We start from the raw sequence: 24639 nt of genomic DNA on the forward strand, positions 1-24639 counted from the left end.
AGCAGAAGACGCCTTGGTTCGGGTGATGTGCAACGCATCACCGTCCGCCATGGTTGGTAGTGGCCAACCACCAAGCCCGCAGAAACGGCGCGAACAGTGCGTTTTGCGGGTCAGTCGTCGAAGACCCAGGACGCATGTCTTTGTCCGGAGATTTCATGGCCTATTCCTTTACCGAGCGCAAGCGAATCCGCAAAAGTTTCGGCACCCGCGACAGCGTGCTCGAAGTTCCTTATTTGCTGCAAATGCAAAAGGACGCCTATACCGCCTTCCTGCAAGCGGACAAGGAGCCCCGCAAAAGAACCATCGAGGGTCTGCAGGCGGCATTCGATGCCGCCTTTCCGATCGTCTCGCACAACGGTTTCGTCGAGATGAAGTTCATCGAGTACAACCTGGCCAGGCCGGCATTCGATGTGCGCGAGTGCCAGACGCGCGGCCTGACCTTTGCGTCGGCCGTGCGGGCCAAGGTGCAGTTGATCATCTATGACCGCGAGTCCTCGACCTCGCAGTCCAAGGTGGTCAAGGAAGTCAAGGAGCAAGAGGTCTACATGGGCGAAGTGCCGCTGATGACCGACAAGGGCTCGTTCATCATCAACGGCACCGAGCGCGTGATCGTCTCGCAGTTGCACCGCTCGCCGGGTGTGTTCTTCGAGCATGACAAGGGCAAGACCCATGGCTCGGGCAAGCTGCTGTTTTCCGCGCGCATCATTCCTTACCGTGGCTCTTGGCTCGACTTCGAGTTCGACCCCAAGGACATCCTGTACTTTCGCGTCGACCGCCGGCGCAAGATGCCGGTGACGATCTTGCTCAAGGCCATCGGCCTGAACCCGGAATCGATCCTGGCGAACTTCTTCGTCAACGACAATTTCCGGCTGATGGACAGCGGCGCGCAAATGGAATTCGTCCCCGAGCGGCTGCGCGGCGAAGTGGCCCGTTTCGACATCACCGACAAGTCCGGCAAGCTCATCGTTGCCAAGGACAAGCGCGTGACTGCGCGCCACACCCGCGATCTGGAGCAGTCCGGCAGCACGCATATCAGCGTGCCCGAGGATTTCCTGGTCGGCCGGGTCGTGGCGCGCACCATCGTCGATGCCGACAGCGGCGAAATCCTGGCCAAGGCCAATGACGAGTTGACCGAAGCCCTGCTCAAGAAGCTGCGCAGCGCCGCCGTGCGGGAGTTGCAGTGCATCTACACCAACGAACTCGACCAGGGCGCTTACATCTCGCACACCCTGCGCAGCGACGAAACGGTGGACGAGTTTGCCGCCCGCGTGGCCATCTACCGCATGATGCGCCCTGGCGAGCCGCCCACCGAGGACGCGGTGCAGGCCCTGTTCCAGCGCCTGTTCTACAACCCCGATACCTACGATTTGTCGCGTGTCGGCCGGATGAAGTTCAACGCCCGGATCGGGCGCGACGAGTCCACCGGCCCGATGGTGCTGTCCAATGAGGACATCCTGGCCGTGGTCAAGATTTTGGTCGACCTGCGCAACGGCAATGGCGAAGTCGATGACATCGATCACCTGGGCAACCGCCGCGTGCGCTGCGTCGGCGAGTTGGCGGAAAACCAGTACCGCACCGGCCTGGCGCGTATCGAGAAAGCCGTCAAGGAGCGTCTGGGCCAGGCCGAGCAAGAGCCGCTGATGCCGCATGACCTGATCAACTCCAAGCCGATTTCGGCGGCCCTGAAGGAGTTTTTCGGCGCTTCGCAGTTGTCGCAGTTCATGGACCAGACCAACCCGCTGGCAGAGATCACGCACAAGCGCCGCGTCTCCGCGCTGGGCCCGGGGGGGTTGACCCGCGAGCGCGCAGGTTTTGAAGTGCGCGACGTGCATGTGACCCACTATGGCCGCGTGTGCCCGATCGAAACCCCCGAAGGCCCGAACATCGGTTTGATCAACTCGCTGGCACTGTACGCGCGCCTGAACGAGTACGGCTTCATCGAAACCCCGTACCGCCGGGTGGTCGGCGGCATGGTCACCAACGACATCGACTACCTGTCGGCGATCGAAGAAGGCAAGTACGTGATCGCGCAGGCCAACGCCGTGCTCGACAAGGAGGGGCGCCTGACGGGCGACTTGGTCTCGGCCCGTGAAAAAGGCGAGTCGATCCTGTGCGCCGCCGACCGGGTGCGGTACATGGATGTCTCGCCTGCGCAGATCGTGTCGGTGGCCGCTTCGCTGGTGCCGTTCCTGGAGCACGACGATGCCAACCGCGCCTTGATGGGCGCCAACATGTCGCGCCAGGCCGTGCCGGTGCTGCGCCCGGAAAAGCCGCTGGTCGGAACCGGCATCGAGCGCGTGGCGGCCATCGACTCGGGCACCGTGGTCACGGCAACACGCGGCGGCAGCGTGGACTATGTCGATGCCACCCGCATCGTGGTGCGCGTCAATGACGACGAAACGGTGGCTGGCGAAGTCGGGGTGGACATCTACAACCTGATCAAGTACCAGCGCTCCAACCAGAACACCAACATCCACCAGCGCCCCATCGTCAAAAAGGGCGACCGGCTGGTCAAGGGCGATGTGATCGCCGATGGCGCATCGACGGACCTGGGCGAAATCGCCATTGGCCAGAACATGCTGATCGCGTTCATGCCCTGGAACGGCTACAACTTCGAGGACTCGATCCTGATCTCGGAACGGGTGGTGTCCGAAGACCGCTACACCTCGATCCACATCGAGGAACTGGTGGTGATGGCCCGCGATACCAAGCTCGGCGCCGAAGAAATCACGCGCGATATCCCGAACCTGTCGGAGCAGCAACTGAACCGCCTCGACGAGTCCGGCATCATCTACGTGGGCGCCGAAGTGCAGCCCGGCGATACGCTGGTGGGCAAGGTCACGCCCAAGGGCGAGACCACCCTCACACCCGAAGAAAAGCTGCTGCGCGCGATCTTCGGCGAGAAGGCTTCCGATGTGAAGGACACCTCGCTGCGCGTCGAGCAAGGCTCGCAAGGCACGGTGATCGACGTGCAGGTGTTCACCCGTGAAGGAATAGCGCGCGACAAGCGCGCGCAGCAGATCATCGACGATGAGCTCAAGCGCTTTCGGCTGGACTTGAACGATCAACTGCGCATCGTCGAGGCCGACGCCTTCGAGCGCATCGAAAAGCTGCTGCTCGGGCGCGTGGCCAATGGCGGTCCGCACAAACTGCTCAAGGGCGCGAAAATCGACAAGCCCTATCTGTCGTCGGTGGAGAAATTCCATTGGTTCGACATCCGCCCGGCGCAGGACGAGGTCGCCGCGCAGCTCGAATTGATCAAGGATGCGCTGGAGCAGACGCGCCACAGCTTCGACCTGGCTTTCGAGGAAAAAAAGAAAAAACTCACGCAAGGCGATGAGTTGCCCGCCGGCGTGCTGAAGATGGTCAAGGTCTACCTGGCCGTCAAGCGCCGCCTGCAACCTGGCGACAAGATGGCCGGGCGCCATGGCAACAAGGGGGTGGTCTCGAAGATCGTTCCGGTCGAAGACATGCCTTACATGGCCGACGGCACGCCTGCCGACATCGTGCTCAACCCGCTGGGCGTGCCTTCGCGGATGAACATCGGCCAGGTGCTGGAAGTGCACCTGGGCTGGGCCAGCAAGGGCATAGGCCAGCGCATCGGCGACATGTTGCAGCAGCAGGCCAAGGCCGCAGAACTGCGCAAGTTTCTGGACAAGGTGTACAACGCGCGCGGCCGCACCGAGGACCTGGCGCAACTGTGCGACGAGGAACTCGTGGCCATGGCGGCCCATCTCAGGCATGGCATGCCGTATGCCACCCCGGTGTTCGACGGTGCTTCGGAAGAAGAAATCAAGGACATGCTCAAAATCGCTTACCCGGACGAGATCGCGCAGCGCAAGGGTCTGACCGCCACCCGCACCCAAGCCTTCCTGTACGACGGCCGCACCGGCGAGCGCTTCGAGCGGCCCACGACCATAGGCTACATGCACTACCTGAAGCTGCACCACTTGGTCGATGACAAGATGCACGCCCGTTCCACCGGCCCCTACTCGCTGGTCACGCAGCAACCGCTGGGCGGCAAGGCCCAGTTCGGCGGCCAGCGCTTCGGCGAGATGGAAGTCTGGGCGCTCGAAGCCTACGGCGCCGCCTACGTGCTGCAGGAAATGCTCACCGTCAAGTCCGACGATGTGGCCGGCCGCACCAAGGTGTACGAGTCGATCGTCAAGGGCGAACATGCCATCGAAGCCGGCATGCCGGAATCGTTCAACGTGTTGGTCAAGGAAATCCGTTCACTGGGCCTGGACATCGAGCTCGAACGCTCTTGAGCGCAAAAGGAAAGAGTCACCATGAAATCACTCCTGGACCTGTTCAAGCAATTCACGCCGGATGAGCACTTCGATGCCATCCGCATCGGCATGGCTTCGCCCGAGAAGATCCGCTCCTGGTCTTTTGGCGAGGTGAAAAAACCCGAGACCATCAACTACCGCACCTTCAAGCCCGAGCGCGACGGGCTGTTTTGCGCCAAGATTTTTGGTCCCATCAAGGACTACGAATGCCTGTGCGGCAAGTACAAGCGCCTGAAGCACCGTGGCGTGATCTGCGAAAAATGCGGCGTCGAAGTCACACAGACCAAGGTGCGGCGCGAGCGCATGGGCCACATCGACCTGGCAGCACCTTGCGCGCATATCTGGTTCCTCAAGTCGCTGCCGTCGCGCCTGGGCATGGTGCTGGACATGACGCTGCGCGACATCGAGCGCGTGCTGTACTTTGAAGCCTATGTGGTGACCGACCCCGGCATGACGGCGCTCAAGAAGCTCAGCATCATGTCCGAGGAAGACTACGAGGCCAAGCGCAAGGAATACGGCGATGAATTCATCGCCAAGATGGGCGCCGAAGGCATCAAGGATCTGCTCGAATCGATAGACATCGACCTGTCGATCGAAAAGCTGCGCGGCGACCTGACCGGCTCCGAGGTCAAGGTCAAGAAGAACGCCAAGCGGCTGAAGGTGCTCGAAGCGTTCAAGAAATCCGGCATCAAGCCCGAGTGGATGGTGCTGCAAGTGCTGCCGGTGCTGCCGCCGGACCTGCGCCCGCTGGTGCCGCTCGATGGCGGCCGCTTCGCCACCTCCGACCTGAACGACCTGTATCGCCGCGTGATCAACCGCAACAGCCGTCTGCGCCGTCTGCTGGAGCTCAAGGCCCCGGAGATCATCGCCCGCAACGAAAAGCGCATGTTGCAGGAAGCCGTCGATTCGCTGCTGGACAACGGCCGCCGCGGCAAAGCCATGACCGGCGCCAACAAGCGCGCGCTCAAGTCGCTGGCCGACATGATCAAGGGCAAGAGCGGGCGTTTCCGCCAGAACCTGCTGGGCAAGCGCGTCGACTACTCGGGGCGCTCGGTGATTACCGTAGGCCCGACGCTCAAGCTGCACCAATGCGGTCTGCCCAAGCTGATGGCGCTGGAACTGTTCAAGCCCTTCATCTTCTCGCGCCTGGAGGCCATGGGCATCGCCACCACGATCAAGGCCGCCAAGAAGGAGGTCGAATCCGGCACGCCGGTGGTCTGGGACATCCTGGAAGAGGTCATCAAGGAGCATCCGGTGATGCTCAACCGCGCGCCCACGCTGCACCGTCTGGGCATACAGGCGTTCGAGCCGATCCTGATCGAAGGCAAGGCGATACAACTGCACCCGCTGGTCTGCTCGGCGTTCAATGCCGACTTCGACGGCGACCAGATGGCGGTGCATGTCCCGCTGTCGGTGGAAGCGCAGATGGAAGCGCGCACGCTGATGCTGGCCTCGAACAACGTGCTGTTTCCGGCCTCGGGCGAGCCATCCATCGTTCCTTCGCAGGACGTGGTGCTCGGCCTGTACTACGCCACCCGCGACCGCATCAACGGCAAGGGCGAGGGCCTGGTGTTTGCCGATACCGGCGAGGTGCAGCGCGCCTTCGACGCCGGCGAGGTCGAACTGGCTGCCCGCATCACCGTGCGCCTGACCGAGTGGAGCAAACCCAAGGACAGCGACGCGCTGGTGCCCACGACCGCGCTGGTGGAAACCACGGCGGGCCGGGCCTTGCTGTCGGAAATCCTGCCTCCGGGCCTGCCGTTCTCGTATGTCAACAAGGCGCTCAAGAAGAAGGAAATCTCGCGCCTGATCAACGTCTCCTTTCGCAAATGCGGGCTGAAGGCAACGGTGGTGTTTGCCGACAAGCTGCTGCAAAACGGCTTTCGCCTGGCCACGCGCGCCGGCATCTCGATCGCCATCGATGACATGCTGGTGCCACCGCAAAAAGCCGGCATCATCGAGCGCTCGGAACGGGAGGTCAAAGAGTTCGAGCAGCAATATGTCTCCGGTCTGGTCACTGCGGGCGAGCGCTACAACAAGGTGGTCGACATCTGGGGCAAGGCCGGCGACGAAGTGTCCAAGGCGATGATGGCCCAACTGTCCAAGGAGCAGGTCATCGACCGCCATGGCCAGCAGGTCTCGCAAGAGTCCTTCAACTCGATTTACATGATGGCCGACTCCGGCGCCCGCGGCTCTGCCGCCCAGATCCGTCAGGTGGCCGGCATGCGAGGGCTGATGGCCAAGCCGGACGGCTCGATCATCGAAACGCCGATCACCGCGAACTTCCGCGAAGGCCTGAACGTGCTGGAGTACTTCATCTCCACCCACGGCGCCCGCAAGGGCCTGGCCGACACGGCCCTCAAGACCGCCAACTCGGGCTACCTGACCCGGCGTCTGGTCGATGTGACGCAGGACCTGGTGGTGACCGAAGAGGATTGCGAGACCGCCAACGGCTCGCTGATGCGCGCCATCGTCGAAGGCGGCGAAGTGATCGAATCGCTGCGTGACCGGATCCTCGGGCGCACCGCTGCCGAAGAAGTGCTGCACCCGGAAAACCGCATGGTGCTGGTGCCGGTCGGCGTGATGCTCGATGAAGACCTGATCGAAGAACTGGAAGCGGCGGGCGTCGATGAAGTCAAGGTGCGCACCGCGCTGACCTGCGAGACCCGCTACGGCCTGTGCGCCAAATGCTATGGCCGTGACCTGGGCCGTGGCGGACTGATCAACCTCGGCGAAGCCGTGGGGGTGATCGCGGCCCAGTCGATCGGCGAGCCTGGCACGCAGCTGACCATGCGCACCTTCCACATCGGAGGCGCTGCTTCGCGGGCCGTCATCGCCTCCAGGGTCGAGGCCAAGTCCAACGGCGTGATCGGCTTCAGCAGCACGATGCGCTACGTCAGCAACACCAAGGGCGAACTGGTGGTGATTGCGCGCTCGGGCGAGATCGTCATCCACGACGAGTACGGCCGCGAGCGCGAGCGCCACAAGGTGCCCTATGGCGCCACGCTGACCGTCAACGCCGACCAGAACGTCAAGGCCGGCACCGTCCTGGCCAAATGGGAGCCGCTGACGCGCCCCATCATCACCGAGTTCGCCGGCCGGACCAAGTTCGAGAACGTCGAAGAGGGCCTGACGGTGGCCCGGCAACTCGACGAAGTCACCGGCCTGTCCACGCTGGTGGTGATCGATCCCAAGCGCCGTGGCGCCGCCAAGGTGGTGCGCCCCCAGGTCAAACTGATCGATGCTCAGGGCAACGAAGTGAAGATCCCCGGCACCGACCATTCGGTGACCATCGGTTTTCAGGTGGGCGCGCTGATACAGGTGCGCGATGGCCAGGACGTGGGCCCTGGCGAAGTGCTGGCCCGCATCCCGGTCGAAGGTCAGAAGACCCGCGACATCACTGGCGGTCTGCCCCGTGTGGCCGAACTGTTCGAGGCCCGCACGCCCAAGGACAAGGGCACGCTGGCTGAAATGACCGGCACCGTCTCGTTCGGCAAGGAAACCAAGGGCAAGGTGCGCCTGCAGATCACCGACCCTGAAGGCCATGTGTTCGAAGAGCTCGTGCCCAAGGAGAAAAACATCCTGGTGCACGAAGGCCAGGTGGTCAACAAGGGCGAATCGATTGTCGACGGCCCGGCCGATCCGCAAGACATATTGCGCCTGCTGGGCATCGAGGAACTGTCGCGCTACATCGTCGACGAAGTGCAGGACGTGTACCGCTTGCAGGGCGTGAAAATCAACGACAAGCATATCGAGGTGATCGTGCGCCAGATGCTGCGCCGCGTCGTGGTCGAGGATGCCGGCGAGTCCAACTACATCAGCGGCGAGCAGGTCGAGCGCTCGGAGATCCTCAACACCAACGAGGCCCTGCGGGCGGCAGGCAAGATCCCTGCGGTCTACAGCAACCTGTTGCTGGGCATCACCAAGGCATCGCTGTCGACCGACTCGTTCATCTCTGCGGCCTCCTTCCAGGAGACCACCCGCGTGCTGACCGAGGCCGCGATCATGGGCAAGCGCGACGAGCTGCGCGGTCTGAAGGAAAACGTGATCGTGGGGCGCCTGATCCCCGCCGGCACGGGCCTGGCTTACCACCAGGCGCGCAAGGCCAAGGACGCGATGGACGATGCCGAGCGCCGTGCGATTGCCGACGCCGAAGCCGCCGAAATGGCCGCCCAGGCCGAGGTTCCCGAGCTGGACGGCAGCAGCGTCACCGCCAGCGACGCCGCCGCCGACTAAGCCGTGGCCTCGGGCGCCCGGCCCGGCGCTGGGTCCGGCGCCGGCGCTCCCGGTGCCGCCATTGCGCCGATCGTCCCGATCGCGCCGATTGCCCTGTGGCAGCAATTGGGCGCCGTCGCTGTGGCGCTGCAGGCCATCCGCAGCGGGCAGTCGGGCACGGCAGTGCTGGCCGCAGTCGATGCCGACCTGCGCCCGGGCGTGCAGGCCCTGTTGTTCCAGGTGCTGCGCCAGGCCGGACGGGCCGAACTGCTGCGCCGCCAACTGGCCGCCCGGACCCCGCCGCCGGCGGTGGACGCCCTGCTGTGCGTCGCATTGGCGCTGTGCTGGAATCCCGAAGACGCGCCCTATGCGCCCTTCACGCTGGTCAACCAGGCGGTGGAGGCCGCCAAGCACAGCGCAGCGGCGCGCGCGCAGTCCGCGTTCATCAACGCCTGTCTGCGCCGCTTCCTGCGCGAGCGCGAGGCGCTGCTCGCCGCCACCGACGACGATCCGCTGGCGCGCTGGAACCACCCCCGGTGGTGGATCCGGCAACTGCGCCAGGACCATCCCCGGCACTGGCAGCAGATCCTGCAAGCGAACAACCGCCACGCGCCGATGGTGCTGCGGGTCAACCAGAGAAAGTGCAGCCTGGCGCAATACCTGCGCGCGCTCGATGCCATCGATATGCAAGCCACCGTGGTCGCCGACATGGGCCTGGCGCTGCGGCAGCCGGTGCCCGTGCAAGCGCTGCCGGGCTTTGCCCAGGGCTGGGTCTCGGTGCAAGACGCCGCTGCACAGAAGGCGGCCCCGCTGCTGCTCCAGGGGCTGGATCTGCGGCAACCGCTGCGCGTGCTCGACGCCTGCGCCGCCCCGGGAGGCAAGACCGCCCATTTGCTGGAACTGGCCGGCGCCGATGCGCCGCTGCAAGTGACTGCGCTGGAGATCGATGCCACGCGCAGCGCCCGCATCGACGCCAGCTTGCAGCGCCTGGGCCTTGGCGCCCAGGTTCTGGTGGCCGACGCCACCCGGCCGCAGGACTGGTGGCAGCCGCATTGCGGCGGCGCGCCGTTCGATGCCATTTTGCTCGACGCACCCTGCAGCGCATCGGGCATCGTGCGGCGCCATCCGGATGTGCGCTGGCTGCGCCGCGCGACCGACATCGCCCCGTTGGCCGCCCTGCAAGCCCGGTTGCTGCGCGCCCTGTGGCCGCTGCTGCGGCCCGGTGGACGTTTGCTGTACTGCAGTTGCTCGGTATTCCGTGCCGAAGGGGATGCCCCAGTGCAAGCGTTTCTTGCGCACCACACTGATGCACGATTGCTACCTTCGCCGGGCCATTTGCTACCGGGCAATGCGGACAAGGACGGGGCTGTCCCGGACAATGCAGGCGGTGATCACGACGGATTTTTTTACGCACTGTTGCATAAATTGCCGCCATGAGCCCCCGGGGGATTCCTGGGTCGGGCATGGCGCGTGGCACCGATGGCTGATGGGCGCATGTCGATGCTTGCTGGCCTGCTGCTTGCTGCTGCCGCAAGCGCAAGCGCAGGTGGCTGGTGCCGAAACCGGCGAAATGCAACTCGAGCGCGCCGACGACGGCCTGTACCTGAGCGCCAACTTGCAGTTGGACCTGCCGCAACTGGCCGAAGACGCGCTGTACAAAGGCATTCCGATGTTCTTCGTGGCCGAGGCCCAGGTGCTGCGTGCCCGCTGGTACTGGTCCGGCCGCCTGGTCAGCACGGCCAGCCGCCACTTCAGGCTGAGCTACCAGCCGCTGACCCGCCGCTGGCGTTTGAACATCTCTGCCGCGCCATTTCGCAACAGCGGCCTGGGCGTGGTGCTGGGGCAGAGTTTTGACGACTATGCCGATGCGCTGTCCGCCATCGGGCGCTTTTCGCACTGGAAAATTGCGCAACGCAATGAGATAGCGGCAGATGCCGTGCACCTGGTCGACTTCCGGTTCCGGCTCGACATGTCCCAACTTCCCCGCCTGTTCCAGATCGATGCCGTGGGGCGTCCGGGCTGGGATCTGCTGGCCTCCTACAGCCAGCGCCTGGCGCCCGTCCCCGCGCAGCAACAGTCTGCGGAGCCTGTCCGGTGAGCGCCGACGCCACCCGGCCCGAGGATGGGGCATCCGCCCGGCACAGGGTGCGCCAGTCGCGCGCGCTGCGCTGGGCGCTGGGGGTCGGTACGGCCTTCATGACGGCCATTGGCATGGTGCTGCTGTTCTTGCTCACCCTGGCGACGAACAACCGCACGCTGTACGAACGCAACTACGCCTGGCTCTTTGGCGTGAACGTGCTGGTGGCGCTGGTGCTGCTGGCGGTGCTGGTCTGGGTGACCCTGCGTCTGGGCATGCGCTTGCGCAAAGGGCGTTTTGGCAGCCGGCTGTTGGCCAAGCTGGCCGCCATTTTTGCGTTGGTCGGGCTGATGCCCGGTCTGCTGATCTATGTGGTGTCCTACCAGTTCGTCACACGCTCCATCGAAAGCTGGTTCGACGTGAAGGTCGAGGGCGCATTGTCGGCGGGCGTGAGCCTGGCCCATGTGTCGCTGGATTCGCTGGCCGCCGACATGGTCGCCAAAACCCGCAACGCCGCGACCCAACTGGCCCAGGTGCCCGATGCAGCGGCCGGGCTGGCGCTCGAGCGCCTGCGCGACCAGATCGGCGCCACCGACATGGTGCTGTGGAACGCTGCGGGCCAGGCCGTGGCCAGCGCCGGCCAGTCACGCTTCAGCCTGAACCCGGAACGTCCGGGCGTCGCGCTGCTGCGCAGCGTGCGCCAGCAGCGCGCCACGGCACAGATCGAGGGACTCGACGATATTGCCGACCAGGCCGCCGTGCAGAACGCGCGGGTCAAGGTGCTGGCGCTGGTCAGCAACCCCCGCGTAGACCTGTTGCTGGAGCCGCGCTACCTGCAAGCCACGCTCAGCTTGCCGTCAGCGCTGGTCGCCAATGCCATTGCCGTGCAAGAGGCCAACCGCGAGTACCAGGAGCGGGCCTTGGTGCGCGCTGGCCTGCGGCGCATGTATGTGGGCACGCTGACGCTGAGCCTGTTCCTGGCGGTTTTCGGCGCCGTGCTGCTGGCCGTGCTGCTGGGCAAGCAATTGGTCCGGCCACTGCTGGTGCTGGCCGAAGGGGTGCGCGAGGTGGCCGCCGGCAACCTGAGCCCCAAGGCGATGTTGCAAGGCAAGGACGAGCTTGGCGGGTTGACCCGGTCGTTTGCGCTGATGACCGAGCAGTTGGCCGACGCCCGGCAGGCCGTCGAGCAGAGCATGGGCGAGGTCTATGCATCGCGCGCCAACCTGCAAACCATTTTGGACAACCTCACGGCCGGGGTCATCGTGCTCGACGCGCAGGGGCTGATCCGCTCTTCCAACCCTGGCGCCACCCGCATCCTGTGCGCGCCGATGGCCGCCTTCGAGGGCCGGCCTGTGGCCGAGGTGCCGGGGCTGGCCGAGTTTGCGGCAGCGGTTCAGGGCCATTTCGAGGCCTTTTTCGGCGACCACGAACGCCATGGGCTCGACCACTGGCAGCAGCCGTTCGAGCTGCACACCGCAGCCGGCGGAGCGGGCCAGCACACCACCAGCCTCGTCGTGCGCGGTGCCGAGCTGCCCGACGCGACCAGACTGTTGGTTTTTGACGACATTTCGGAAATTGTTTCTGCGCAACGGGCGCAGGCCTGGGGCGAGGTGGCCCGGCGTCTCGCGCACGAGATCAAGAACCCGCTGACGCCGATTCAACTGTCTGCCGAGCGGCTGGCAATGAAGCTCTCGGGCAAACTGCCCGACCCCGAGCAAGCCATTTTGCTGAAGTCCGTCAAGACCATCGTCGATCAGGTCGACGCGATGAAGCGGCTGGTCAATGAGTTCCGCGATTACGCCCGCCTGCCGGCTGCGCATTTGCAGGCGCTGGACCTCAATGCGCTGGTGGCGGATGTGCTGCATTTATATGCAGCGGAAAACGCCACCGTCCCGGTGCAGGCCCAACTGGACCCGCACTGCCCGCTGATTGCCGGTGATGCGCAGCAACTGCGCCAGGTGGTGCACAACCTGCTGCAAAACGCGCAGGACGCGACCGAGCAGGCGCGCGCTGCCAGTCCGCAAGAGGCCATGCCGCCGGTGCGCATCAGCACCCGCTGGAGCGCCTCATCGCGCCGCGTGCGGCTCACGGTGGCCGACAGTGGTGCGGGCTTTGCGGCGCATATCCTGCAGCGCGCCTTCGAGCCCTATGTCACCACCAAGCCCAGGGGCACCGGCCTGGGTTTGGCCGTGGTCAAAAAGATCGCCGATGAGCATGGGGCGCGCATCGAACTATCCAACCGCACCGAAGATGGCATGGTACGCGGCGCCCAAGTGTCGTTATCATTTGCCCCTGGCCCGGCGGCGGCATGACAACACCGCCCCCACAGCATCCCAAGGCGCTTCAACACACATGGCAAATATTCTGGTGGTCGACGATGAGCTCGGCATACGTGACCTGTTGTCGGAAATCCTGAACGACGAAGGTCACAGCGTAGACCTCGCAGAAAACGCAACCCAGGCCCGCGCCGCCCGGGCAGGCACCAGGTATGACTTGGTGCTGCTGGACATCTGGATGCCTGACACCGATGGCGTCTCGCTGCTCAAGGAATGGGCCACGGCCGGCCTGCTGACCATGCCCGTGATCATGATGAGCGGTCACGCCACCATCGACACCGCCGTGGAGGCTACGCGCATTGGCGCTTTCTCGTTCCTTGAAAAGCCGATCACCCTGCAAAAGCTGCTCAAGGCCGTCGAGCAGGGCTTGGCGCGCAATGTCGCCCACCCGGTGGCCGCAGTCCAGCCGCCCGCAGCGGAGCCGGCAACAAATCCGGGCTACGCGCCGCTGCCCGCCATGTCGGCCGTGCTCACGGGCGCCGATGCCGGCCCCCATTCACACCAGGACTTTGACCTGAACCGTCCGCTGCGTGAGGCCCGCGACGATTTCGAGAAAGCCTATTTCGAGTTTCACCTCAAGCGCGAAGGGGGCTCCATGACCCGCGTCGCCGAGAAGACCGGCCTGGAGCGCACCCACCTGTACCGCAAGCTGCGCCAGCTCGGGGTCGATCTCGGACGCAAGCGGGGTTAGCTCCGGACAGGGTGCTGGTACCGCGCCAGCGCACACCTCCTGCCACTGGCGCACCATCGGTCGCTCGACCTGCGGGTGCCATGACCCACGGGTCACGGGCAATGGAACAGTTCTTCCATCTCGGCCCAGTGCTCGCCGCTTTTTCGGCTGCTCAACGGGCGCTGGCATGGCATGCAGACGGCCCACCAGCGCTGGGTCTCGGGGTCATTGGCCATGCGCTCCATGTCCTGTTCAAAATCGCTCCCGTGGTATTCGAAGTGACTGAACAACAGGTTTTCCGGCTCGCGCAGATAGATGGTGTAGTTGCGGATGTTCGAGCGCCGGATCTGCGCCAGCACCGCAGGCCACACGGCGGCATGCAGTGCTTTGTATTCCTCCAGCATCTCCGCCCGGATGCCGATCACCGCGCCATGGCGTTGCATAGGTCGTCTCCCCGTTGTCAGCCTGCAGGATGGACGAAGTGATCGCTGCCAAGGGCTGCTATGGCTTGCCAGTCCCATTCGATTCCCAGACCCGGCAATTCGGGCGGGATGGCATAGCCGGCCTCCATCTTGAGCCTGCTTTTGGCCACGGGGTCGAGCTGCGGGATGTGCTCTACCCAGCGCGCATTGGGCACGGCGCAGGCCAGGCTCACATGCAGTTCCATCAAAAAATGCGGGCATACGCTGATGTTGTGGCATTGGGCAAGATGCGCCACTTTCAACCAGGGCGTGATGCCGCCAATGCGCGCCACATCCACTTGCACGATGTGGCAGGCCTGCGCCTGCAGATAGTCGGCAAACTGGCCCAGGCTGTACAGCGACTCGCCAACCGCAATCGGGATGGCCGAGTGCCTGCACAGGTGCCGATGGGCCATGATGCTGTCCGCCGGCATGGGCTCTTCGAGCCAGGCCAACTGCAAATGCGCCAGGGCCTGGGCCCGGCGCAGCGCTTCGCTCAAGGTCAGCGACTGGTTTGCATCCACCATTAGTTCGTACCCGGGCCCGACGGCGGCGCGGACAGCGCTCAGGCGCGCGACATCTTCGCCCACATGCGGGCGGCCGATTTTTATTTTCGAGCCGGCAAAGCCCTCTTTTTGCGCCTGCACCGCTTGTGCCACCAACTCCTGCGTGGACAGTTGCAGCCAGCCGCCCTCGGTGGTGTACAGCGGGCGTTTTGGTGCGCTGCCGCCGGCCACTTTCCACAGCGGCAACTGCAGCAGCTTGCAGCGCCGATCCCACAGTGCCGTATCGATGGCGGCCAGTGCCAGGCTGGTAATGGCGCCGACATGGGTGGCGTGGGTGTGGAAGAGCAGATCCTGCCAGATGCTTTCGATGCAATCCGGATCCTGGCCCAGCAAGCGCGGCACCAGATGGTCACGCAGCAAGGCCATGATGGACGATCCTCCGGTGCCAATGGTGTAGCTGTAACCCACACCTTCACTCCCATCGCTGCAGCGCAGACGCAATATGGGCGTTTCCTGGCGCACGAAACTCTGGATGGCGTCGCTGCGCAGGGTCTTGGGCTCCAGCGCAATCAGATCGACCCGGACGCTTTCGATGCGGGGCATGGTCAGTGCTTTCTTTGTTGAACGAGATGGATGTGCTCGCATGCCAGAACCACCTCGTCGCGCTGATTGAGCACCTCGGTCAGTTCCCAAACGCGCCCCTGGTCCGGGCGCTTGGGGTCCGGCTCTTTCCTGGCCACGGTCAATCGCGTCCGGATGGTATCACCTATGAACACTGGTTTTATGAATCGAAGTCGATCGTATCCGTAGCTGAAGGCGACCGGGTTGATCCGGGATGCCGTCAGCCCAACGCCCAGCGCAAAAACCATCGTGCCATGCGCAATGCGCTGCCCGAAAGCCTGGGTTTTCATGAACTCGGCATCCATGTGGTGAGGAAAAAAATCCCCCGTGTGGCCGGCGTGGATGACAAAGTCGGTTTCGGTGATGGTTCTGCCGGCAGTGACCCTGCTGCTGCCAATGCAGTAGTCCTCGAAGAATTTTTCTTCATTCATCGCGTTTCCCAGGGTTTGTACTGAGTCGATGGTGCTGCTTCCGTACCGATAATTTCATCAGCAAAAGATGGTTTCATGCATAGGTGTTTATACCGAGTCAGCGACCAAGCCGACGACCCCATCGACCATTGCTCGGGAGCCATGAATTGGATGCATCGGTATTACTCAAAGGTGTGACCTGGGGGCATTCCCGTGGGCTGGTTCCCATGGTGGCAACGGGGCAGCGCTTCTCGGAACTGAACCCCCATGTGCAGTTGCGCTGGGAAGTCCGGTCATTGCAGGCTTTTGCGGATCAGCCCATCGATGTGCTGGCGCGGCAATACGACCTGCTGGTGTTGGACCATCCGTCCATCGGCGAGGCGCAAGCCCATGGTCTGCTGGTTCCGCTCGATGGGTATTTGCCGGCCGATTTTCTTGCCGACCAAGCGCGCAACAGCGTGGGCAGGTCGCACCAGAGCTATCAGTTGGAGGGGCATCAATGGGCATTGGCAACAGACGCCGCCACCCCGGTATCGGCGGCCCGGCCGGATGTCTTGCAGCGGCATGGCATGCAGTTGCCGCAGTCATGGGATGAGATGCTGGAGCTCGCGCGCGCCGGCTTGGTGGCCTTGGCGGGCCTGCCGCTCGATGGCCTGATGCATTTTTATACCCTCTGCATTTCCGAGGGGGATGAGCCTTTTTGCCACGCAGCCCATTTGGTGGAGCAGGAGGCGGGTGTCAATGCGCTGATGGCGCTCAAGGAACTGGTCGACGCCTGCGGTGGCGCGTGCTTGGACAGGAATCCGATTGCCGTTTACGAGTTGCTGACCCGCAGCGAACGCCATGCCTACAGTCCGTTCGCCTACGGTTATTCCAACTACGCCAGAGACAGTTATGTCGACCGCCCATTGCAATTTGGCGGTCTCGTGACGCGCCATGGCAAACGCTTTACTTCCACCCTGGGCGGTGCCGGCTTGGCCGTGTCAGCGCACAGCCAGCAGCGTGAATGGGCGGTGCGTTATGCCGGGTTCGTGGCCAGCGCGCCGGTGCAATCGGGGCTTTATGTCGAAAATGGCGGCCAACCCGGGCACAGGAGCGCTTGGCTGGATGCGCACAACAACCAACTGACGAACGATTTTTTTGTCAACACACTGCCAACATTGGAGCAGGCCTATGTGCGTCCCCGCTATAGCGGATATATCCGATTTCAGGAACAGGCCCCCGATATTCTCAGGCGCTTTCTCGGCGGGGCACAAACTGCGCTGAAAACCATGCAGGAATTGAACGCACTGGATGCGCAATGGCGCCGCGGGCGCATCAATGAACGCCTGCATCTGCATGGGGCCATGGCATGAGTACGCCAGCGGATCATTTGCCGCTGGCAGGGTTGCTGGTTTTGGATTTCAGTCAATTCCTGGCAGGACCGAGTGCGACCCTGCGCATGGCCGACATGGGGGCCACCGTGATCAAGGTGGAGCGGCCCGTCACGGGCGATCTGTGCCGGCAGCTTTATATATCCGATCTGGAAATCGATGGCGACAGCACGCTTTTTCATACCATCAATCGAAACAAGCGTTCTTATGCGGCAGATCTGAAAAATCCCGAAGATTTGGCAAAGGTGCGCCGCCTGATCGGCAAGGCCGACCTGATGATCGAGAATTTTCGCCCCGGCGTGATGGAGCGCATCGGCCTGTCTTACGCGGAAGTGCGCACGCTGAATCCGCGCATCATCTATGGCAGCGTTACCGGCTATGGCCGCACAGGCCCATGGATCGATCTTCCCGGACAGGACTTGCTTGCGCAAAGCCGAAGCGGGGTGGTGTGGCTCAACGGCGATGCGGATCAAGGGCCGGTTCCGGTGGGGTTGGCACTGGCAGACATTCTCACAGGGGCGCATCTGGTGCAAGGACTGCTCGGGGCACTGGTGCGCCGGGGCATTCACGGTCGAGGCGCCCGGGTGGAGGTGAGCCTGCTGGAGTCTGTGCTGGATTTTCAGTTTGAGGTATTGACCACCTATCTCAATGACGGCGCCAGACCACCGAAACGGTCTGCCGTGAACAATGCCCATGCGTACCTGGGTGCGCCATACGGTATTTACGCCACGGCGGATGGCTATTTGTCGCTGGCAATGGGCCCGATTGCAACGCTGGCCAAGGCGCTCGATTGCGCTGCGCTGCAACCGTATCTGGATCGCAATTGCTGGTTCACCCGGCGTGACGCCATCAAGGATATTCTCGGCAAGCACCTCAAGACGCAGGCGACGCAATACTGGCTGGACAGACTGATTCCGGTGGACTACTGGTGTGCGCCGGTCATGACCTGGGCCGAATTGCTCGAGCATGACGGGTTCAAGACCCTGGGCTTTTTGCAGGATGTGGTGCGCGGTAATGGTGCGCGCGTGCGAACCACGAGTTGTCCGATCCGCTTTGACGGTATACGGCCGCAGGCTGCGCGTGCCGCGCCAAAGGTCGCAGAGGATAACGCCTGGGTGGAAGCCAACTACCTTGCCGACTGACGATGAACCGACCACACAACACGCCCCGTGACCTACACCAGCAGATACGGATCTGGAACGCCGAAGACTGGTATTGGGAAGATATCGTTCCCGGTACGAAAATCCGTTCCATCCGGCGGACCATTTCCGAGGGCGAAAGCATGCAATTCAATGCGCTGGTTCTGGACATGCATCCTTATGTGGCAGACGAGCCTTTTGCCAGCAAGGAAGGCATGTTTGGCAAACGGCTGGTGGCAGGGGCATTCGTATTCAGTGCCGGCCTGGGGCTGGTGGCGACGAATTGCAAGAACGCCTTCAGCTATGGCTATGACCGATTGCGCTTCATTGCCCCGGTGTTCATTGGCGACACCATTTACACCATCAAGACGGACATGAGCAAAGCGCCCAAGAACGAAACACTGGGTCTGTACCGCGCAAGCTATGAAGTATTCAAAAACGATGCCGAACTGGTGCTGTATTGCGAGCACCTGCAGACCGTCAAACTGCGCCAACACTCGAATACTTGAATATTTGAGTACGTAGCCGCCGCACCAGGAAAATGCCATGCGCCCATGGATTGACACCCATTTGCATCTGCTTTATCCGCAGCGCCTGGACTACGACTGGACAAAGTCGTTGCCGGTGCTCGATCGCGCCCATGTTCTGGAGGAATATGCCGGCTTGGCACAGCCGTCAGGCATTCGTCTGGCCTTGCATATGGAGGCCGATGTCCGGGCGCAGCAGATGGAAGCGGAAACCGACCTGATCGGCCAACTGGCCCGGCAACCAGACAGCCTCATTGCCGGGGCGATTTCATCGTGCCGACCGGAGCACGATGAGATCGGCGGCTTTCTGGAACGGGCCTTGTCCAATCCGCTGATTCATGGTTTCAGGCGTGTATTGCATGTCGTTCCCGATGAACTATCCACGAGCGCCACCTTTCGCCGCAATGTGCGTGCATTGACTGGCCAGGGCCACCCTTTCGACCTGTGCGTTCTGCCGGGGCAGTTCCACCTGGCGGACGCGCTGGCAAAAGCCTGCCCTGAATCACAAATGGTATTGGATCACTGTGGCGTGCCTGCGGTGGCGAGTCAGGCATTGGATCCCTGGAAAGAGGGTATTGCGCGGTTGGCCGCGAATCCGAACATGGCGTGCAAGATTTCGGGCCTGATTGCTTATGGCGATGCCAGTCGCTGGCCTGACGGGGATGTGGCCAGTGTGGTGCGCGATGTGCGCCCATATTTTGAGCATGTGGTGGATCGTTTCGGTTGGGGCAGATTGGTCTGGGGAAGTGATTACCCGGTATGCAACCTGACCCGCGACCTTCCCACCTGGAAAGCCGTCACCGACCAGCTTGTCGCCGGGTGTAGCGACAGTGAGATAGATGCACTGGCATATGGCAATGCACGCCGCATTTACCGTCTCACCGATACCTGCTGACATCCTGTGAATCCCGCCATGACCGACATTCAGTCCTTGCAGCAAGAATGGCCATTGCCATCGAGGCCCCGTCCCGTCGTAATCATCGGTGCCGGCGGAATCGTCAATGACGCGCATCTGCCGGCTTATAAAAAGGCCGGATTTTTTGTCCAGGGTGTGTATGACCTGGATACTGAGCGGGCCAAGGGCACGGCCGCCCAATGGGGCATAGGCCGGGTCTACGAAACTCTGGAGCAAGCGGTCTCCGAAACCGGCGTGGTGTTTGATCTGGCATTGCCACCGTCAGCCGTGATGGGAGTGCTCGATGCATTGCCTGATGGAGCGGTGGTGCTGATCCAGAAGCCGATGGGCAAAGATCTGGCGCAGGCGCGTGCAATAGTGGCTGTATGTCAGCGCAAAAAATTGCTGGCCGCCATCAACCATCAATTGCGCTTTGCTCCTTATATGCTGGCCGTGCGCGACGCCATCGGGCGCGGTTGCCTGGGCAGCGTCAGTGACGTTGAAATGCAATTGAACGTTGCCGACCCCTGGCATTTGTTCCCATTTCTGGAAACGATGGAGCGGGTGGAAATACAGGTTCACTCCATTCACTATCTGGATCTCATACGCTCTTTGCTTGGCGACCCTGTAGGCGTGTATGCACTGACCATCGCTGATGCACGCTACCCCCGGCTCAAAAGCACCCGGTCGTCGATCATTCTCAATTACGGCAGCAAAACGCGCGTCTGCCTCTCACTCAATCACAACTATGCCCATGGAGAAAAGGGGCAATCGGCGATGTTCAAGTTCGAGGGCACGGATGGTGTGATATGGGTGCAGTTGGGCGTGATGCTGGACTATCCCGAAGGGCGTCCGGATACGGTGCAAGTGAAGCTGCGCGGCCAGGATTGGAAAAACCTGGCGCTCACAGGAAGCTGGTTTCCCGATGCATTCATCGGCCCGATGAGCAATCTGCAGCGATTTTCCTCGGGAGAGGATCCGGCCCTGCTGACGAATGTGCACGATGTTTTGCGCACCATGGTCTTGGTCGAGGCTGCATATGTTTCGAGCGCCTCCGGCGGCACGCCGTTGTGCGCATGAACTTAGGAGACATTCACATGAAGTCAGAAAATCATCGGCAATGGTCTGCCACGGCCCGCACAGCGATTGCGCTGGGTGCATGGCTGCTTGCCGCAGTGGCCGGCACCGGTGTTCAGGCGCAAGAGTTCAAAGGTTATACGCTGAAAGTAAAGCTGATCGGTGGCACACAGTATGAGCCGCTGTACGCCATCATCCCGGAATGGGAAAAGAAAACCGGTGCCAGGGTCGAAATCCTGTCACGCAAAAACCACTTCGAATTGGACAAGGAGATCAAGCAGGACATTGCTGCCCGCAAGATCGACTACTGTGTGGCATCAAACCATACCAGTTTCTCACCACAATATGGTGATATCTATCGTGATCTGCAAAAAGCATTGCCTGCCACCTGGGTGAGTCAATTCGGGAAACTGGTCCTTGAGCATTCCACCGTGGCTGGTTCCCTGGTGCTGTTGCCACGCCATTCCGATGTCAGCGAACTGTATTACAATAAAAAATTCTATGACAACACCGAAAACAAGGCCGCCTACAAAACCAGATTTGGCAAAGAGTTACTGGTTCCCGATACCTGGACAGAATTTGCACGGCAGGCAAAGTTCTTCAGCAAGCCGCCCTCGGTCTATGGCACCCAGTTCCCCGGCAAGGATGAGGCCATTACCGGGCGTTTCTATGAAATGCTCGTCGCAGAAGGCGGTGCGTTGTTCGACAAGGACTGGCGCCCGACATTCAATTCTGCGGTGGGTGAGCGTGCCCTGAATTTCTTTGTCGACCTTTACAAGTCCGGAGCCGTGCCCAAGGGTGTGCCCAACTATATTTGGGACGACCTGGGCCAGGGTTTTGCCAGCGGCAATATCGCGCTGAATCTGGATTGGGGTGGTTGGGCCGGCTTTTTCAACGACCCCAAAAACTCCAGGATCGCCGGCAACGTTGGCATTGCGCGTGCACCCAGGGGTTCTTCGGGAAAACGCACCGGTTGGGCCGGGTCACATGGTTTTTCCATTACCAAGGCTTGTGATAATCCAAAGGCCGCAGCCAGTTTGGTCATGGCCCTGACAAGTCTGGAGGCCCAGATGATCGAGGCGCGCAATGGCATGATGCCAACCCGCATGGATGCACAAAAGCAGGCCGCAGGGGAATTTGCAAAAAAGGGCGACAAGTACATGCTGGAAGTATTTCAGACCTTTGCCAAAGGCATGGCCGAGGATGCATTTACACCACCGCTGATCCCGGAGTGGATCGAAGCCTCCAACGCCATTTGGCCTGAGTTGCAAAAAGCGCTGATCGGCGAGAAAACCGGCAAGCAGGCGCTGGATGACGCAGCCAACAAAGTATTGGCGATCATGCAGGATGCCGGTCGGGTGAGATAGCTGGCCAAACGGTCTTTCATGCGCCGCTCCTGGCCTTACCTGTTGCTGCTGCCGGCATTGCTGATCGTGGCGCTGGTGGTGTTGCTGCCGTTGGTCTTTTCACTGTATTCGAGCTTTACTGCATACCGACTGACGCGGCCGGACTCGATCACCCGTTTCATCGGATTTGCGAATTATGTCCGCCTGTTTCAGGACATGGATTTCTGGTGGGCCTTCGGGCGGACCATCCTGTTTTTGACGATCGTCCTGAATGCGGAGTTGTCGTTGGGCTTGGGGCTGGCATTGCTATTGGAGCAGGTGACGCGCGGGCAACGCCTGCTGCGGACGATCCTGATGTTCCCGATGATGTTTTCGCCCATTTTGGTCGGTTTTCAATTCAAATTCATGTTCAACGACAACATTGGCATCGTCAATTACATTCTGCAGCACGGCTTCGGGATGCAGGAGTCCGTGCCGTGGCTGGTGGATGGCCGGCTGGCTTTGTTTGCGCTGGCCGTGGCTGAAATCTGGAACTCTACTTCCGTTTTTGCCATCCTGTTGTTGGCCGGTTTGATGTCCATGCCCTCGGACCCGATCGAGGCGGCAAAGGTTGACGGGTGTAGCGCATGGCAGGCATTCCGGCATGTCACGCTGCCTTATCTGATGCCTTTTGTCTGGATCGCCATGACGATCCGCTCGCTGGAGGTGGGGCGGGCCTTTGACATTGTAAAAATAATGACCAATGGAGGGCCTGGCGGACGCACGGAGCTGATCTGGACGCTGATGGCCCGCACCGGTTACGTGGATGGAAGAATGGGTCTGGCAAATGCCATGGGATATATCTCGATCATTCTTTCCATGGCGTTTACGGTGCATTTCTTTGCAAAGTTGTCGGCCGCACGCCGGCATGTGTATTGAGCGCAGGGTTCGCGCAGGTTGCCATATGAGAAAAAACGTACGCCAGGCCCTGTTGTGGCTATGCATTTTTCTGGCCATGGGTTTTATTTGCATGCCGGGCCTGTGGGTGGTGCTGAATGCCTTCCGACCGAATGTTGCCATTCTCGGCAATGAAAATCCGTTGAACTTTTCCAGCTATACACTGGACAATTTCCGGAACATTCTGGGCCTTGGCGGGATTCAGCCTCTGCCGGTATTGGCCTATTTTCGTAACTCCATGATCATCTCCATGACGAGCACGGTAATGGCGCTCGTCGTCGGTCTGGCTGGTGGTTACGCATTTGCGCGTTTTCATTTCCGCGGCAAGAATGCGATGTTTGTCGGATTGATGCTGACGCGCGCCATTCCGGGGGTGGCCTTGTCCTTGCCGATATTCATCATATGGTCCTGGCTGGGGTTGCTCGATACCATGCCGGGTGTCATCATGGTGTATTTGGCGATGAATGTCCCGTTTACCATCTGGCTGTTGGATGGATTTTTGCGCCAGGTGCCGCAGGAATTGTCCCAGGCAGCCCGAATCGATGGTTGCACGGCTTGGCAGGCTTTCTGGAAAGTGGAATTTCCGTTGGCGCGCGGGGGAATCGCCGCTGCGGGTATCTTTGCCTTTCTGACCAGTTGGAACGAGTTTGCGCTGGCTTCACAGCTGACCAGGTCGCCGGACACCAAGACCATGCCCGTGGCTTTGATGGATTTCACGGCGCAATTTACCATCGATTGGGCCGGCATGTGCGCCATGGCGGTGCTGATCATCATTCCCGCACTGCTGCTGACGTTTCTGGTGCAAAAGCACCTGATTGCCGGGCTGACGCTGGGCGGCGTCAAAGGCTGACATTGCGGTGCTGCCTCATGAAACCAACGACTGCGGTACCCAAAAAAAGCGCCAAACCCGCTGCACAGAAGGCTGCTGCGCAAAAGGCTGCTGTGCCTCTGGCTGCCAGTGCCAAACGGCCACAGTATGCGGCCCCGGCATTGGAAAAGGGTATCGATATCCTGGAACTGCTCACCGATGCAGAGCATGGTTTGGGCATGGCGGAAATTGCGCAGAAGTTGCACCGCAGCGTTGGCGAGATATTCCGGATGGTGGTTACGCTGCAGCGCCGCAACTGGCTGTATGCGGATCGCGCTGATTGCTATCACTTGACGACGCGGATGTTTGAATTGGCCCACAGGAACCGGCCCATTCGTACTTTGGTGGAGGCAGCATTGCCCAGCATGCAACTGGTTGCCAAGCAGGCATTGCAATCGTGCCATCTTGCCGTGTTTGAAGCGGGCCGGATATTGGTCATTGCGCAGGTTCAAGCGCCGGGGCCGCTGTCTTTCGGGGTGCGCACCGGCTCTGTGGTCGGTATGTTCAATACCGCTTCCGGCCAGGTGATGCTGGCGTTCCGTTCGCCGCAAGAAAGGGAACGTCTGTTGGAGCAAAACGCCATTTTGACCGGTGAGCCCGGTGTTTTGCGTGGAGAGGCATTGGCGGGCGTCGATAAAGTCGCCGCTGACGGGTTTGCCTGCTCTCCCAGCCAGCAATTGCGCGGGGTGACGAATCTTGGCTGTCCTGTATGGGGGAGCGATGGCCAGGTGGTTGCAGCGGTCGTCATCCCCTTCGTAGAGCGGTTGGACGTTTACCGTGGCCCGACTTTGGAGGAAACGCTGCTGATTTTGAAAAATGCCGCTGTGGATATTTCCAAGGCTTTGGGGCAACCCGGGGGGTCGTGACCGGAGCGGCAGGGTGGCAGGGTGGTG

The 24639-nt window shown here is 61.7% G+C and carries 18 protein-coding genes; 15 read left to right on the top strand and 3 right to left on the bottom strand.

Annotated features, from left to right (window positions below):
* Positions 1-155 precede the first annotated feature (155 nt).
* The 6 genes from rpoB to VEIS_RS11100 are packed head-to-tail and all read left to right on the top strand — an operon-like array spanning position 156 to position 13608.
* Complete coding sequence (gene rpoB / locus VEIS_RS11075; protein ID WP_011810015.1) at positions 156-4268, top strand: DNA-directed RNA polymerase subunit beta; 4113 nt, start codon at positions 156-158, stop codon at positions 4266-4268.
* A 21-nt stretch (positions 4269-4289) separates the two neighbouring features.
* Positions 4290-8525, top strand: a complete 4236-nt coding sequence (gene rpoC, locus VEIS_RS11080) for a DNA-directed RNA polymerase subunit beta' (RefSeq protein ID WP_011810016.1) — start codon at positions 4290-4292, stop codon at positions 8523-8525.
* Between the two features lie 60 nt (positions 8526-8585).
* Positions 8586-9941, top strand: coding sequence for a 16S rRNA (cytosine(967)-C(5))-methyltransferase RsmB (gene rsmB / locus VEIS_RS11085; RefSeq protein WP_041950760.1), 1356 nt, complete (start codon positions 8586-8588; stop codon positions 9939-9941).
* 49 nt (positions 9942-9990) lie between these two features.
* Entirely contained in the window at positions 9991-10602 is a 612-nt protein-coding gene (locus VEIS_RS11090; protein ID WP_011810018.1) for a DUF4390 domain-containing protein, read from the top strand.
* Complete coding sequence (locus VEIS_RS11095) at positions 10599-12893, top strand: sensor histidine kinase (RefSeq protein ID WP_011810019.1); 2295 nt, start codon at positions 10599-10601, stop codon at positions 12891-12893. Before VEIS_RS11090 ends, VEIS_RS11095 begins: the two co-directional genes overlap by 4 nt.
* Before the next feature lie 40 nt (positions 12894-12933).
* Complete coding sequence (locus tag VEIS_RS11100) at positions 12934-13608, top strand: response regulator (RefSeq protein WP_011810020.1); 675 nt, start codon at positions 12934-12936, stop codon at positions 13606-13608.
* A gap of 92 nt (positions 13609-13700) precedes the next feature.
* Here VEIS_RS11100 and VEIS_RS11105 read toward each other — a convergent pair whose 3' ends face one another.
* From VEIS_RS11105 to VEIS_RS11115, 3 genes are read right to left on the bottom strand one after another with little or no spacing between them, the layout of a single operon-like run.
* Positions 13701-14030, bottom strand: a complete 330-nt coding sequence (locus VEIS_RS11105) for an L-rhamnose mutarotase (RefSeq protein WP_011810021.1) — start codon at positions 14028-14030, stop codon at positions 13701-13703.
* A 17-nt stretch (positions 14031-14047) separates the two neighbouring features.
* Positions 14048-15157, bottom strand: coding sequence for a mandelate racemase/muconate lactonizing enzyme family protein (locus VEIS_RS11110; protein ID WP_011810022.1), 1110 nt, complete (start codon positions 15155-15157; stop codon positions 14048-14050).
* Positions 15158-15159: 2 nt separating this feature from the next.
* Positions 15160-15606 (bottom strand): MaoC/PaaZ C-terminal domain-containing protein, encoded by a 447-nt coding sequence (locus VEIS_RS11115; protein WP_011810023.1) that lies wholly within the window; start codon positions 15604-15606, stop codon positions 15160-15162.
* 206 nt (positions 15607-15812) lie between these two features.
* Between VEIS_RS11115 and VEIS_RS11120 the strand changes: the two genes are divergently transcribed.
* Genes VEIS_RS11120 through VEIS_RS11160 form a run of 9 tightly spaced genes read left to right on the top strand, consistent with a single transcriptional unit; the run spans position 15813 to position 24612 of the window.
* On the top strand, positions 15813-16940 hold the full coding sequence (locus tag VEIS_RS11120; RefSeq protein ID WP_198137988.1) for an extracellular solute-binding protein: 1128 nt from the start codon (positions 15813-15815) through the stop codon (positions 16938-16940).
* Between the two features lie 17 nt (positions 16941-16957).
* A complete protein-coding gene (locus VEIS_RS11125; protein ID WP_232287899.1) occupies positions 16958-18100 on the top strand; it encodes a CaiB/BaiF CoA transferase family protein in 1143 nt (380 codons plus the stop codon).
* Between the two features lie 2 nt (positions 18101-18102).
* Entirely contained in the window at positions 18103-18606 is a 504-nt protein-coding gene (locus VEIS_RS11130; RefSeq protein ID WP_011810026.1) for a MaoC family dehydratase, read from the top strand.
* A gap of 37 nt (positions 18607-18643) precedes the next feature.
* Positions 18644-19519, top strand: coding sequence for an amidohydrolase family protein (locus tag VEIS_RS11135; RefSeq protein ID WP_011810027.1), 876 nt, complete (start codon positions 18644-18646; stop codon positions 19517-19519).
* An 18-nt stretch (positions 19520-19537) separates the two neighbouring features.
* A complete protein-coding gene (locus tag VEIS_RS11140; RefSeq protein ID WP_011810028.1) occupies positions 19538-20599 on the top strand; it encodes a Gfo/Idh/MocA family protein in 1062 nt (353 codons plus the stop codon).
* A gap of 17 nt (positions 20600-20616) precedes the next feature.
* Positions 20617-21963 carry an extracellular solute-binding protein gene (locus VEIS_RS11145; RefSeq protein ID WP_011810029.1) on the top strand — a complete coding sequence of 449 codons (1347 nt, stop codon included), beginning with the start codon at positions 20617-20619 and terminating at the stop codon, positions 21961-21963.
* An 18-nt stretch (positions 21964-21981) separates the two neighbouring features.
* Complete coding sequence (locus VEIS_RS11150; protein WP_011810030.1) at positions 21982-22860, top strand: carbohydrate ABC transporter permease; 879 nt, start codon at positions 21982-21984, stop codon at positions 22858-22860.
* 25 nt (positions 22861-22885) lie between these two features.
* Positions 22886-23728, top strand: a complete 843-nt coding sequence (locus VEIS_RS11155) for a carbohydrate ABC transporter permease (RefSeq protein ID WP_011810031.1) — start codon at positions 22886-22888, stop codon at positions 23726-23728.
* 17 nt (positions 23729-23745) lie between these two features.
* Positions 23746-24612 carry an IclR family transcriptional regulator gene (locus VEIS_RS11160; protein WP_011810032.1) on the top strand — a complete coding sequence of 289 codons (867 nt, stop codon included), beginning with the start codon at positions 23746-23748 and terminating at the stop codon, positions 24610-24612.
* Positions 24613-24639: the final 27 nt, after the last annotated feature.

The sequence above is a fragment of the Verminephrobacter eiseniae EF01-2 genome, assembly GCF_000015565.1.
In the GTDB taxonomy this organism is placed as follows: domain Bacteria; phylum Pseudomonadota; class Gammaproteobacteria; order Burkholderiales; family Burkholderiaceae_C; genus Acidovorax; species Acidovorax eiseniae.